The following is a 14,721-nucleotide window of genomic DNA, read 5'->3' as shown; positions in this document are numbered from 1 at the left end:
ATGACCGAAAGTATTCTTATTATTGACGATAATGAAGATATTCTGGAGTTCTTATCTGTAGTATTGAAAGATTCCTACCAGTTGCACCTTGCAACCAATGGAGAAATTGCGCAAACCGTTTTAGACAAAGAAATGATTCACCTCATCATATCAGATATTATGATGCCGGGAATTGACGGATTCGAGCTGTGCAGGCTTATTAAATCCAATGTTGAATACTGCCACATCCCTATCATTTTATTAACTGCTAAAAACACATATAAGGCTCACATCGAAGGCCTGGAGGTAGGGGCAGACGCTTATATACAAAAGCCATTCTCATCAGAATTGCTGCAGGTACAGATTGCCAATCTGCTTAAAAACCGCCGTAAGATAAAGGATCATTTTGCCAGTTCACCTTTTGAGGATGTAAGGATAATGGCACATTCAAAAACAGATGAAGCCTTTCTAAAGAAACTCGATGAATATATCAGAACAAATATTAAAGACCCCAATATTGATATTGATATGCTTGCCGAGCACATGTTCATGAGCCGCACTACATTATATCGCAAGATCAAATCCTTATCCTCGCTATCTCCAAAAGAATTAATTGACATCACGCGTCTTAAAAAAGCTGCCGATTTAATTGCCAGAAATGAATTTTCATTTTACGAAATTTCAAAGATGATAGGTTACAGTTCGCAAAGCCTTTTCAGTCGCAACTTTCTGAAGTATTTTAAAATGTCGCCCATCGAATATTCGAATTCATTGCCTAGAGAGTAAGCAAGCCTTATATGCTCCCTTTTTGATTTTAAAAGCGGCTTTTGCTGCAATATTATACATGATGCATCAGCCAATACGTTCCTCCTTAATTTTTGTCCTCATCATTAACGGCATCTTCCCATTTCATCCATATCTCTACACTCGGATCATAACCGTTATAACCAGGGTTCTGGCGCAGCTTTCCGTACAAGTTTGCATCGATAGCTGATTGAGGAATTGGCCAATAGATATTATGTGGTGCTATGGTATAGGATCTGCCCTTTACAGTTACTTTGTTTTTGTTGTAATAATTGCTGTAGTGTTGTATGCGCTGATACCAGTAGCTGTTATCTGAAAGGGTATTCACATTATAGGTATTTCCCCATTCATCTGCTTTGCCACTTAGGGCCAGGCTATAGGACATACGGCTTAGCTCCATGTGCCGCCATTCTTCCATCCATAATTCACGGGCACGTTCATTAGCAATGTCGCCAATAGTAATAGTAGTGTATAACTGCTGGCATTTTGCCCTTTGCCTTACAATATTTACATCTGCTATAGCTGCGCCTATATTCCCTTTGTAAAATTCGGCTTCGGCGCGCAGCAGATAAGTTTCTGCAAGACGATAACAATACCAGTCTGCCGCACCACCTCTATTATTATTACTTGCAGCATTGCCAATATGATCAGGGTCATTTACAAAAACTTTATAATGTGGCCAGTCGAACCAGTTACGCACTGTATCGGTACACAAAATTTGGGTGCCATTATAAAGTCTCAGGTTTTTACCGAAATACAATGCATCTGAGGGATCATTATATTTTAGAGAATCCATTCTCGCCCAATTACCCACCCTGCTGTTGTGTCGCAGATCTGCAGTATCATTAATTCCGTTTACGTTCCAAAGTTCATGTTGCGCAAAATAGGTAGGACTAATCATTGCAATACCACGACCCACAGCCGAGTTAAAATCAAGGTTAGCCCGGTAGGATTTGCTTGACGAAGCGTAGCATTGCATAAATTTCCCTGCAGGTGAAACTAAGCTGGAAATATTCCACATCGGCCCCCAGTTACGCATTGTACGCATTTTTATTGCGGCATCCGTATTATCACGGTTGGGCATAGCAAGAATGGCTTCTTTATTTGCCATGATACATTTGTTCACAGGGCGGTGCAGGTCCCATATTACATTCCGCGTAATATGCCAGGTGGCTTCCAGCGGGCTTTCAAACGTACCAAATGTAGATGTCATTAATGAATAACCTGAATTATTGATTAAAGAATCGGCTTGTGCAATAGCTTTGTCCCATTGACCGGTGGCGAGGTAGCATTTGATCAATAGCTGACGGCAGGCGCCTTTATTAATCATTCCTATGTAAGCCATACTGGACTGATCAGGTACCCATTGTACCGCATCCTCCATATTTTTAGTGATCATTTCTAAAATAGCTTCACGGCTGGTGCTCTTATAGTTTTGCTTTGGAGTAGATGGAATCTGGGTTATCAAAGGAACATTGTTAAACTGAAAACATAAGGCCAGATAACGGAACGATCTGTGAAAGTAGGCCCTGCCGATATACTCATGTTTTGTAGCCTCATCCAGGTCGGGAACTTTATCAATAAACGTGGTGATTGTATTGGCATACTTAATGCCATTATAAGTTTCTCCCCAGAAATAGCTCAGCATGTTCACATCATTGGTGTACATTCCGTCTGTTGGAGTAAGGCGTGTAGCCACATCTGCAAAGATACTTCCATCGTCCGTTTTACCGGATACCGCCATGTCTGACAACATATACTCGGTGTTAATGGGTACGGAAATATCCCTTGTTGAAATGTAGCTCCAGTAACTTCGCAAATGCTTGTCACACATCGCTGTTGCAGCATCAAGTCCTGACCTGGTAGAGAAAGTCGTTTCTGGTTCATAAAAAGATAAAGGATCCGGCTCAAGATATTTCTTACTACAGGCGGCAATCATTGTTGATACAATTACCAGGAAGAAAATTTTTATTAAACAGTTATTTTTCATGCGTAAATTTTAGAATGTTACGTTTAATCCAAGTGTATAAATCCTCGGTGCAATATCACCGGTTTCTATATCCCAGTAGTTCCAGTTTTTATCTTTTTTCCAGACAGCCACATTGCGAACCGTAGCATATAATTTCAGGTTTCCAATCCCTGCCGGTGAAATAAGTTTGTGTGGCATTGTATAACCAATTGTTACATTGTCAAGCCTAATAAAAGAACGATCGAATACCCTGTTGGGGGAGGCTACTCCAGAAGGACCTCTCGCATCCAGCCGCCCAAAAAAATCACTGGGATTATCAAGCGTCCAATATTTTTTCTCATACGTATTGGCATTGTACGTAACCAACGAAACACTATTGTCCTGGTTCAGGTAAGAAGTACTTAAGCTCTTATTGCCCCAATTAGAATAGATATTGAATGAGAAATTGAAATTTTTATAGGTAAAATCATTTCGTAATGACCACATAATGGGCGGTGTAGTCTGGCCCAGGAATTCCTTATCCTTATTATTATAAACTGCCGTTGTAGTTCCATCAGCGTTTTTAATATCATCTGCCGTGTAATTATTAGCTACTTTAGGATCGCCGGGGCGTTGACCGTATCTGGCAGCTTCAGCCGCCTCATCTACCTGCCATATTCCCGTTACACGATAGTTCCAGTTGGCACTGACTGGTTGTCCGATAAACCATCCGTTGGATATATCATCAGATTCTTTTGAGGCCACTACATTTCCATTGGCATCTAACACATCCTCATACCGGTAATAAAGATGCTTAACCGTGTTCTTATATTTCGAAAACCCGAACGTGGAATTCCAGCTAAAATTAGGTGTTCTTATATTTTGTGTGTTGACTGAAATTTCGAACCCTTTGTTTTGTACTTCCCCTAAATTGGTAGTGATACTGGTAAATCCTGAAAAATCAGGCAGCGATTGGCTCATGATCATATTAGTTGTGGGCATGTAATAATAATCGAGCGTAGTGGAGATCCGGTTATTTAAGAAAGCGAGATCCAGTCCAATATTATAGGCTGTAGTTTTTTCCCATTGCAAATGAGGGTTTGCCATACGATCAATCCTTAAATAGTAATACTGGATATAACTACCGTTGGCATCTACGTATCCCTGGGTGGTTGCGCCATTAGCAAGATTGGCCAATGCAATATAAGGATTGGCAAGCGACCTGTTCCCATTTTGTCCATAGGACAAACGCAATTTACCATTGCTCAATGGACTCCAATGAAAGAAGTTTTCATTAGTAAATGTCCAGGCCAAAGCTGTTGAGAAAAAGGTAGCCCGCGGATTCGAAGTGCCGAAAGCAGAATAACCGTCACGGCGTACAGAGGCCGTTAACATATAACGATCATCATAAGAATAAAACACACGTGCAAGCATACCATCAGCAGTTTCATGGGAATCGTCCGTGTTAAAACTGCTGTTAAGCGGATCGCCGGTAGAAGTTTCATGGAATCCTAATGCATCACTTGGCAGAATATTACGTGCATTAATAACATCACTCCAATATCGTCGTTGTTCGGCTTCCTGAACCAGGGTTACATTTATTGTATGCTTTTGGGCAAAAGTTTTTTCCCAGCTGAGGGTATTATTCAAAGACCAGTCAAAACGTTTGGCCCAGTTGCGGTCTACACCATGATTAATTGCCAGCCAGTCGGGATGCTCCGCCGATTCAAAATAGCGGTTATAATACCACTGATACCTGGGAGAAACATTTAAAGAGTACTTTATATTAAAAGGCAGTTTTACTTTGGCAGAAAAAATAGTATTTAGAACAGTATAACCTCTTTCAAGTTTCATATACTGTTTATTGAAATCAAAATTATACCCTTTGCTGGCAGTCATTTCATCGCCCATAGGGTGCACTTCCAGGTTTCCGTCCTCATCTCTATAAGATGCAAAAGGACTATTGTTAATAATCTGTGATCCCCAGTTAACCGCAATATTTCCGTCGGACCGGTCCTGGAAATTGACATTGGCACTGATATCCAGCCAGTCGGTGACTTTGCCGTCTACTTTTAAGTTAGAGCGTACTGCCTTGTAATTATCACCCACAACCACTCCCTGATTAGACAAATAACCTGCAGACAAATAATAATTTATTTTATCACTGGCGCCAGATACGCTGAGGTTATAATCCTGGTTAAAGCCGGTTCGGAAACTATGGTCATACCAATCGAAGGTTTTACCCTTCAGATAGTTATCCAATGTTGTAAATTGAAGACCTAACCGTTTAGCCCGGATTTCATTATCAGATGCGTTACTTGTATTAGTTGAATAGGCTCTCCATGTGTCAATAGTAATACCATATTTTTTCAGCATTTCATCGGTAGGCATTTCATAATATCCCAGTTTACCCGCCGTTGCCGTTTCTGATATATAAGGTTCATAAGCTCCTGTTGCTGAATTGATACCGTAGGTAGCAGCCGTGTACCAGTCCTGCCGGTATTGCATATAACCGTCGGGACCAAAAACCTTTCTGTTTGCGGCCATATCGGAAAACCCAAAATTGGTTGTCAGATTAATAGTAGGCTTCCCTTTTTTCCCTTTTTTTGTAGTGATGATAAGAACCCCGTTAGCTGACTTTGCCCCATAGATTGCAGCCGCTGAGGCATCTTTAAGGATGTCAATCTGATCAATATCGTCGGGATTAATTTCAGACAACTCTCCATAAAAAATCATACCGTCCAATATCAGCAAAGGATCATTATGCCCTCCATCTGTATAAACCGAGCGCTGGCCCCGAATCCGTATCGTACCTCCTCCCTTTGCAGAAGGATCAAAACCTACACTCACACCGGGTGTTCCGCGTATGATATCCTGAACCGTTTTAGGGTTCTCGTCTGCAATCTTATTTGGGCGGACAGAAGTTATTGCTCCGGTAAGATCTTTTTTCTTCATGGTACCATAACCAATAACAACCACATTGTTTAGATCGTTGGTAGCCTGTTGCAGTATAATAGTCAAAGGTTTTCCATCCGGTATCACCTCTTTGCTGATATAACTTACATGTGATGCTCTCAGGGGTACTCCCCTGCTGACCTGAATGCTAAAATTACCCGATTCATCCGTTTTGGCAATCACTGTTGTGCCTTTGGCAGCAATTGTAACACCAGCTATTCCATTACCCAGAGAGTCAGTAACCCTGCCTGTTATAGCTTGATTCTGTGCAGTGGCACAAAAGGGAAACACCAAAAACAATAAGGTCCCGAATAATCCAGGCAATAAGAACCTCCTATACAAAGAAGAAGCCTGGCTTTTCCTGGTTTTTGTATAATTTTTCTCCATAATAATCAGTTATTCGCTATCGCGATGAAATTTATAATAGCATGTATTTGATTTATACTCATTGTTGATAGTAGCGTTCACCACAATGATGATAAATACCCTGGAGCTATCTCCTGAGGTTCATAATTTGCGGATGCAATGCCTCAAGTGCAGTACCACCGGAACTTTTCTTTCGATTTATCAGGGAGTAATGTTTTGAGCCTGTCATAAGTGGAATATTCATCGGCGCGAACCCAGGAAGTCTTATCTATCGCTTTTGCCAGGATAGGATAGATCGTTTCCTTCTTTTAGTTGTCAATTGAGTGATCCCCGGTTCATAGGTGGACACGCCTTTTTCTTTCAAAGCTAACAGTACTACATTGCTGATCTACGTGGACTATCTTTGTGGATAACCATTAATCCTGATATTTTAATACGAAGTAAAAATTCTTTTTTCGTACGTTTTATTCAACTTTTTGTCGAATCATTCCAGAATAAAGGAGCGTAAAAAGGAGAATTATTAAATCACAGACAGCGGAAAACAGACCTTCAGGCTAAGCCGTTGGTGTCGTGGCCTTTGTGTAAGGCCGCCAACACCAACGACAGCATAAAACTACCCAACTATTTCCCTAAAAGTGCAGCTGCGCACCACAGATAAGGTGCCTGCCCGTGAAGGTCACCCGCATTACGTGGGCGGTCATGGTAATATTGTTTATCATTCTTTTTGCCCGTCCCAATACAAACTTCGGTTACATTATTGCGTTCATCAATATACGAAACCATAGCCATCCATGCTTTTTGTGCTGCCGGAGCATACTCAGCTGCATCTAACCATCCTTGCTGAATACCTATAATAAATGCATAAGTAAACATAGCAGTACCGGATGTTTCCGGCCAAAAATCTGCTTCATCAATAAGCTGGCTCCACATTCCATCTGGTCTTTGGTGCCCTTTCAGACTTTTCATCATGGTAAGATAACCTTCCATAATACGCGGGCGGTCTTTGTGATCTTTAGGTAGCTCACGAAGCAGATCGGGCATACCTACTGCCATCCAGCCAGCTCCTCTTGCCCAATAGTATGGAACATCCGGAGCGTGGTAGAAAAGCCCGTTCGGGCGTTGCAGCTTATCCAGATAGAGTACCATTTCTTTTGCTGCCCTATCAATATATTTGCGGTCGCCGGTTACTTTATACGCCTCGTTTTGCACGACAGTAATCATATACATATCGTCGATCCACAAACGGGTTTGCCATGAATACCCTTTATCTGCCCAGGCTTTTTCATCCGGTTTCGCATTCTCCGGCACTTCCCATTGCGAATCTGCATAAGCTAGTCCTATTTTCTTATAGCGCTCGTCTTTTGTTATCTGATAGAGCTTCAATGCAACGCTGCCAAACATATTGTAGTCCACATGGTTCATTGGAGGCAATAATGCTTTTTCCCGGGTAAAGAAGGGTTCGAATTTGTCTTGTAAAAGCCTGATAAGCTTTTGGTCTTTGGTTTTTATAGCGTAGTCCAAAGCGCCATTCCAGGTGCAAACTTCAGCATAGTGAATGTACTGACCTGCATAGAGTTCATGTCTACCGTCTACGAAATGGTAGGCCAATCGTTTGCCCACTTCGTTGGGCGCAAATCCCTTTGGAAATTTGGTCAGAGGATTCTGCTGGGCAAACAAAAATTGAAAAGATATAATCGCCAGCAACGATAAAAATAATTTACTCATAACGCTTTTTTATAGAACTTATTAAATTTTAGTGGTTATTCCCAACGCTTTGAACGTTATCTTCATTTTTAAAGATCATACAATAGAATTACAATCATTTTTCGGCGCTGAGGCCGGAGTAGTGCGAAGAAATAAAATACCTTTCTTAAATTTTGTTCAGTTTTTTGTCGATTCATTTCAAAAAGAGAGAAATGTCGGTAATGGGGTGACAAAACACACGCACTAAGCGCATTTTTTTTGCAGGCAGGCATGCGATTTCAAAGATGATGCTTAATTTGTATTCCAATAACTGCCAATAGTCAGTTTTAACTGAAGTTACCCAAAGTCATAAATTTCGAATATAATGATACATACATCAGAAGTAATCAATTACCCCGGATCAATGGAAGAATTAGCAGAAGAAATCGGCAACTTAAAATATGACGCCCTTGCAAGGTTTTTGGAGTTGCTGGCTAACAAAATTGAAACCGATGGTAAAAAAGATGAAGGTAGAAACAGAGTAAAACTATCAGGTAATCTTTACAAGAGTGCCGAAAAGCTGATAGAAAGCAAAGCATTTATTGAAAAAGCCTGGGTTATCAGCAGCCCATTTATGCAATAAAGGAAAACGCCTTCAGGTTAAACAACCTGAAGGCGTTTCAACTACTTTGCGAACAAATTACCAACCGGGATTCTGAACGATTCTCTTATCCCTGTCCAGCTCATACTGGCTGATAGGCCACCAATAATACGAAGGCATGAACAGATGCGGCGTCATGGTTGCAACCCTGGTATAAAAGGCATCCCCATCCCTGGTAATGTCCATTCCATGCATAGTACCCATTACCTGTGGCGCAATTTTCCACCTGCGGATGTCGAAGAAACGGTGACCTTCATACGCGAGTTCAATTCTTCTTTCCGCCCGGATCTTCTGGCGCATTTCGTCCTGGTTGGCGGGTGCGGGAAGTCCTGCCAGATACTGTGGGATCCCTGCGCGCTCACGGATCAAATTGAGATACGTTAATATATTGGGATTCCCTGGGTCATACTCATTGAGTGCCTCGGCGTAGTTCAGGTATATCTCGGCCAAACGGAATAAAGGGGATGGCCTGTCCTGTCGTTGTCCATTCCCCCCAGAGCCGATGTTGGTTGTAGGCCCAACATTTTTCCGCACCAGGTACCCTGTTTTGGAATAATCTGTAGGATGCCCATTCCTGCCGTTAGGCCCCGAAACGAAAAAGTTGATGGGTGCGGGAGACTGCATTGTGCCCCCCTGCCAGATGCTGTTATTGTAAGTAACATCCCTGTAAAACCTGGGCTCCCTGTTTATATACATGTTGTAAATTATTTGCCCGTCTACATTGGTGAAACCGGTTTGAGAATACAATGCCGACTCTGTGGGCAGTTTTCCGTCTGACATAAAGTAGGCGTCGACCATTTCCTGTGTCGGGCCGATACCGCACCATCCTCCTGCCTGTCTGGGCGTACAATGTACATCCCACTGAGCCAATCCATTGCCTTTACGGGAAAAGATCTGTTCATCATTCCAGCCCTGGAAGAAAATACCCTGCAATGATTTCATTACGTCGCCAGATGGATCCTTGTACAAGGAGTAAATGCCCAGGTCAATGACTGCCTTTGCAGCATCAGCAGCCTTTTTCCATTTTCCCTGATCGTTGGACGCCGAAATCAGCGGGATGCCTTCCGCTGTTTTAAATGAAGATAATAATGGGTCTGTGTTCCCATTATACAGGGGGCTTGCTGCATACAATAACAGCCGTGCTTTAACGGCCAGCGCCATGCCTTTGGTAGCTCTGCCGAATTCTGCATCACTTTGCTGGCCATTCCGCTGCGGTACAGGCGGAAGCACACTGGCCGCCTTATCCAGCTCGCTCACCACATAGCTAACGCAATCGTCGTAAGTACTGCGGGGCAACTGCATATTGCTGGCTGGTGCATCCGGAGCAATCACATCCTCTCCTAAAAGAATAACGGGACCGTATTGACGCATTAAACAGAAATAATAATAAGCCCGCAGGAATCTTGCTTCTGCTTTATACTGGTCTATGAGCTGCTGACCGTTCAGATTGCGGATCTCATCGTTTTCCTCTATATGGTTCATGAAATAAGTAGCCGAACGGATACCCTGATAATAAAAGCCCCAATACTCAAAAGAAATGTTTACCGGGCTGAGATTGCCGATGTTAACCGGGTAGTTGGGAGAGCCTGACCAGGTAAGATCCGCTTCATCGCTCGTACCGACCCACGGGAAATTATGGATGGCTTCCCATTCATCCGGCACATAGCTATATATGTTTGCCAGGAATTGCTCTGAGGTTGCTTTCTTTTTAAATACTTCATCTATAGTGATACGATCGTCAGGTACCTGGTCCAGGAATTTTTTACAGGAGCTGAAAAATAGGATGCTCCCCGCCAGGAGTAATATATTTAATTTAGTATGTTGAAGCATGATCATAGTTTTCTGTTTGCAGAGAATAAGTTGTTTAGAAATTGCATCTCACACCGAAGTTGTAAGTCTTCAACAGGGGATATTGAGATCCTCTTCCATCTCCCATCTCAACGTCCCAGAGTTTGAACCCGCTGAACGTGGCAAGGTTATATCCGATGAAGTATACATCAAACGTAGACACTCCTAAACGGGATAACCATCTTTTCTTTTTCAGTTCATAATTCAGCTGAAGGGTCTGCAATCTCAGGAAGGCGCCATTTTTCATCCACCAGGTGCTTCCTTCATAGTTCATGTTATCGGCTCCATAGGTGATCCTCGGATAGAACGGGCGTGGATTATGATTGTCGGGGGTCCATCGGTCTGTTATCTTTGCCAGTAAGTTGCCACGTTCCCCGCCATATGTGAAGGGTCGGAAACCATCTCCCGATAAACTAATATCTACTTTACTGATTCCTTTGAACCATGCAGCTAATGACCAGTTTTTCCAACTGAAGGTGGGCCCAAAACCATATACGATTTCTGGCATACTTCCATAGCCGATGGGCGCCTGGTCATAAGAGTCAATCCGCCCATCTCCATTCATATCTTTATACCTGATGTCTCCCGGCTTGTTACTCCCTGGCTGAAAGGGACTGTGGGCAATTTCGTCATCTGACTGGAACAACCCCATATCTATGTACCCGAAGCGCTGCCCCAGCTTGCGTCCTATGCGTTGCTGCCAGGGATATGGATAGGGTGCATTGGCATCGTCTATTACAATAGCGCGGTTCCAGGTAATATTTCCCCGGAAGCCAAGTTTAAAGTCTCTTCCCAGTTGTTTGTTTATTTCCAGGGTTGCATCTATTCCTTTGTTATTTACCGCGCCGAGATTGGCCTGGGGCAGATTGACGATGCCTACGAACTGAGGCACATCACCGCGTGAACGAAATATGCCTCGCCTTTTTTCCCTGAATAGATCCACCGTCAGAGAAATAGCATCTCCCCAGGTTCTGATCTCGATACCCAGGTTGTATTTTTTCGCTCTTTCCCAGGTAACATCCACTGCATAGTCGCCAATATTCAAACCGTCTATTGAGTTGTTGATGTTGTTACGTCCATAGTCATAACCACCAACACTGGCGACAGTAGCAATATAACCGAATCGCCGCCCGCCAATACTGCTATTTCCGACTTCGCCATATGAGAACCTGAATTTCAGAAAGGAGATTGCATTTTTGATAGGCGCAAGGAACTTTTCCTGGGAGGCTACCCATCCTATACCAAAGGAGGGGAATAGTCCGAACCGGCGATCAGGTGTAAATGTTTCTGACCCATTATAGCCGAAGTTGGCTTCGGCAAGGTACCTGGTGTCATAGGCGTAGGTAGCCCTTGCTGCTATACCCATATACCGGTAGGGAATAGAGCTGATAAAATCCCCGGCAAAAGCATCTACCCTGTCTGATTGATTGTATAGCAACAGTCCGGTGACCTGGTGTTTTCCAAACATCCGGTTATAATTAACGGCTGATTCCAGGTAGAACTGCCTGGACCCGCCGTTTTCCCGGTTATAGCCCAGATAGTCTGTGCCTATCTGTGTCTGTATGAATTGCAGATTTCCCTGGCCATCCCTGCCAGTGGCGAGATAACCATTTACTGATTTGCTTCTGGCAATAGCATGACCGTTATTATTATCAAACGAGTACATGCCGGTGATAGAAAGCCCTTTCGTTAAAATGTCCAGGTTCTGGGTAACACGTATATTGCTCCACAACTGGCTATTGAACCTGGTAGAGTAACCAGATTGTGTCAGCAATGTATAGGGATTGGCCATATCGCCCGTGCGTACCTGGGAAAAGTAACCATTCGAATATTTAACAGGAATTGAGATGGGAGGCATTACATAGGCAGCGTTAAAGATGGAGCCCGTGGAGTTGCCAGGATAGTTACCGTTGCTGATCCATCCTGATGCACCGAAGTCTACTCTCGTAGTTTTAGTAATATTTAATGTAAGGTTAGAAGTAAAATTATACCTGGTGAACCTGATTGATGAATTGTATTTGGCTAACTGATCCGTTTTAAACATACCTGTTTCATCATAGTAGCCAATGGAAAGATAATATTGCGATTTGTCAGAACCTCCGCTTGCATTCACCCTCGCCCTACGGTTATTTCCATATTTTTTAAAGATGGCATCGAACCAGTCCACATCCGGGTACAGATCCGGATCCGATTTGTTTGCCGTGGCCTGGATCCTTTCCTGGGAATACCTTGGTAATGGATCGGACGGGTTGCTGTTTTTATAAGCTTCATTTGATATATTGAGGTACGTGACCCCATCGGCAAATTTCGGAAGCTTCGTAAATTGTGTCCATCCATAATCGACCTGGGCATTTATACTTGTCATTCCCAGTCTGCCTTTTTTTGTTTCGATCAGGATAACGCCATTGGCTCCTCTTACACCATAAACGGCTGTAGCAGATGCGTCTTTCAGGATGGTAAAGCTGGCAACATCTTCGGGGTCTATATTATTGAAGGCTCGTTCTACGCCATCGACCAGCACCAGCGGAGAGCTACTTGTAAACGTGGAAATCCCCCTGATATAAATCTCCGAGTTATCGAACCCTGGCTCTCCACTACGTTGAACCCCTATGATGCCCGCTACCCTACCTGAAACCAGGTTGCTGAGATTTGCGACCGGCTGTTTTAATTCTTCTGTGGGGATTGTACTTTGTGCACCGATCGCGGTTATTTTTTTTTGTTTGCCATACCCTACAACGATCACTTCATTCACCTCGGAGCGATGCAGATTTAAAACAACATTGACTATTTTCTGATTTTTGATGGTTACTTCCTGGGAGTCATAACCAATATAACTGAATACGATCAATTGAGTGTTTTCGGGTACAGATATCTGGTATTCGCCAACAGAGTCTGTAGTGACACCGATAGTCATGCCTTTCACGATCACTGTTACTCCTATCAGGGCCACTCCTTCCTCGTTGGTTACCTTCCCGCTTAGCGTAACATGGCCGGTCTTTTGAGGCGTTCCCTGCGCCGGAAAAGCATCCGGCCTGACTGGTTTGATAAGGATGGTGCTGTTATTGTATTCATAGGTAAGTGACCGTTCCCTGCGTAACTGCTCCATTACTGCTTCCAGTGGCGTGTTTACAAAGTTTACCGATATTTTTTCCTGTACGTTGATGCTCTCGTCAGAATAATAAACGGTTAGGTTAGTTTGCTTTTGAACGGCTTTAAAAAAGTCTTTCAGTGTAATATTTTTAGCCGTCAGGCTGACCCTGATTTTGTCGGGTATTTTATTTTGGGCCTGCACCAGCGCAGACAGAATAATCATCACGAGCGTCAATCCCGTAACGCTCCTTGTGTGGAATTGGGTCATTGGCAGTTGATTTTTTACAGACTAACTAATATAGAGTTCAGCAAGAAATCCTTTTGGGTGACCTGGCTGGCACTTTTTTTATTTTATCTGGTATATGGAACTAAATCTTTTAAACTATCTTTGATCGTAATCAATTGGGATATAGGTTCGACCATAGAGATTTCTATGATGTCCTTTTGGGGAATTCCACGTATAGATCACCCACAATCTTTAAGGTATTCACGTCAACTGTTGCTGGCCTATGCAGGACGATCAAGTTTTATTGGAAGAATTGAAAAATGGTCAGGTAAGTGCTTTGAAGTCACTTCACGACCGTTATGCACGCTTTCTTTATTTCACTGCCTTACAAATACTTGGCTCAGAAGATGAGGCAAAGGACGTTGTCCAGGATTTTTTTGCTGATTTCTGGCATAAGAAAAGATATCTGGATGTACGGGGGAACATCAGGAGCTATTTTTTTCAGTCAGTGCGCCTGTTGTCTCTCAGGCAGCTTGATACCAAAAAGAACCGGGCAGCCATTGTTCGTAGTATTACTGATACGAATACATCCACTTTATATCAGATTGACCCCGCGGAAAACAGCCAGATCAGGCTCGAATTGACCGAAGCGGTAAAAAGCCTTCCTGCTCAACAGGCCAGGGTGTTTGACCTTGCAATTATGGCCGGCAAAAAAAGAAAAGAGATTTCCACTGAGCTTGGCATTAATGTCAACACTGTAAAGACCCATCTGGCCGATGCCCTTAAAACCTTAAGAAAAAAATTGATTCATTTGCGATAGCAAGTCACCCATTTTCTCATTTCAATGAACTTAATATAGTGGATATTGACAACTTAGATGATATGGATCTACACCAGCTCATGATAGAGAAGCTTTCCGGGATTATCACCGCAGAAGATGATCACCTGCTGGAGCAACTAATATTGAAAGACGAGGAAGTAAGAAAGCAATGGGAGGATCTAAAGCGTTCTTTTCCTGCTCGTGATAACCTGGAGTATGATCTTGTTGAGTCATGGGAAAAAATCTCTGGCAATGCACGTCTTTCACGGCGGCGACAGTGGCTATTACGCATATCTGCCGCTGCCCTGCTGGCCGGTGTAATTGCCTGTGCCTTTTTCATA

At 43.0% G+C, this 14,721-nt stretch carries 9 protein-coding genes; 4 read left to right on the top strand and 5 right to left on the bottom strand.

Annotated features, from left to right (window positions below; translation table 11 throughout):
* Positions 1-765 (top strand): response regulator, encoded by a 765-nt coding sequence (locus ABDW16_RS26585; protein ID WP_343674024.1) that lies wholly within the window; start codon positions 1-3, stop codon positions 763-765.
* A gap of 85 nt (positions 766-850) precedes the next feature.
* On the opposite strand, the gene ABDW16_RS26580 is transcribed toward ABDW16_RS26585, so the two are convergent.
* From ABDW16_RS26580 to ABDW16_RS26570, 3 genes are all read right to left on the bottom strand, one after another.
* Positions 851-2,773 carry a RagB/SusD family nutrient uptake outer membrane protein gene (locus tag ABDW16_RS26580; RefSeq protein ID WP_343674023.1) on the bottom strand — a complete coding sequence of 641 codons (1,923 nt, stop codon included), beginning with the start codon at positions 2,771-2,773 and terminating at the stop codon, positions 851-853.
* A gap of 9 nt (positions 2,774-2,782) precedes the next feature.
* Positions 2,783-6,073: a SusC/RagA family TonB-linked outer membrane protein gene (locus tag ABDW16_RS26575; RefSeq protein WP_343674022.1), complete on the bottom strand. Its 3,291-nt coding sequence runs from the start codon at positions 6,071-6,073 to the stop codon at positions 2,783-2,785.
* A gap of 600 nt (positions 6,074-6,673) precedes the next feature.
* Positions 6,674-7,777 carry a glycoside hydrolase family 88 protein gene (locus ABDW16_RS26570; protein ID WP_343674021.1) on the bottom strand — a complete coding sequence of 368 codons (1,104 nt, stop codon included), beginning with the start codon at positions 7,775-7,777 and terminating at the stop codon, positions 6,674-6,676.
* A gap of 382 nt (positions 7,778-8,159) precedes the next feature.
* Here ABDW16_RS26570 and ABDW16_RS26565 point away from each other — a divergent pair, with 382 nt between their 5' ends.
* Entirely contained in the window at positions 8,160-8,378 is a 219-nt protein-coding gene (locus ABDW16_RS26565; RefSeq protein ID WP_343674020.1) for a hypothetical protein, read from the top strand.
* A gap of 57 nt (positions 8,379-8,435) precedes the next feature.
* Here the strand turns inward: ABDW16_RS26565 and ABDW16_RS26560 are convergent, their stop codons facing one another.
* Both ABDW16_RS26560 and ABDW16_RS26555 read right to left on the bottom strand, forming a co-directional pair.
* Positions 8,436-10,232: a RagB/SusD family nutrient uptake outer membrane protein gene (locus tag ABDW16_RS26560; protein WP_343674019.1), complete on the bottom strand. Its 1,797-nt coding sequence runs from the start codon at positions 10,230-10,232 to the stop codon at positions 8,436-8,438.
* Between the two features lie 28 nt (positions 10,233-10,260).
* The gene (locus ABDW16_RS26555) at positions 10,261-13,602 is read right to left on the bottom strand and encodes a TonB-dependent receptor (protein WP_343674018.1); all 3,342 of its coding nucleotides are present in this window, start codon (positions 13,600-13,602) and stop codon (positions 10,261-10,263) included.
* A 241-nt stretch (positions 13,603-13,843) separates the two neighbouring features.
* Between ABDW16_RS26555 and ABDW16_RS26550 the strand changes: the two genes are divergently transcribed.
* Together ABDW16_RS26550 and ABDW16_RS26545 are read left to right on the top strand one after the other, a co-directional pair.
* Positions 13,844-14,380, top strand: a complete 537-nt coding sequence (locus ABDW16_RS26550) for a sigma-70 family RNA polymerase sigma factor (protein ID WP_343674017.1) — start codon at positions 13,844-13,846, stop codon at positions 14,378-14,380.
* Between the two features lie 62 nt (positions 14,381-14,442).
* On the top strand, positions 14,443-14,721 hold a 279-nt coding region (locus ABDW16_RS26545; RefSeq protein ID WP_343674015.1), incomplete at its 3' end, for a hypothetical protein.

The sequence above is a fragment of the Chitinophaga sp. genome, from assembly GCF_039596135.1.
GTDB lineage: Bacteria > Bacteroidota > Bacteroidia > Chitinophagales > Chitinophagaceae > Chitinophaga.
This window is presented reverse-complemented; position numbering and strand designations above follow the sequence as displayed.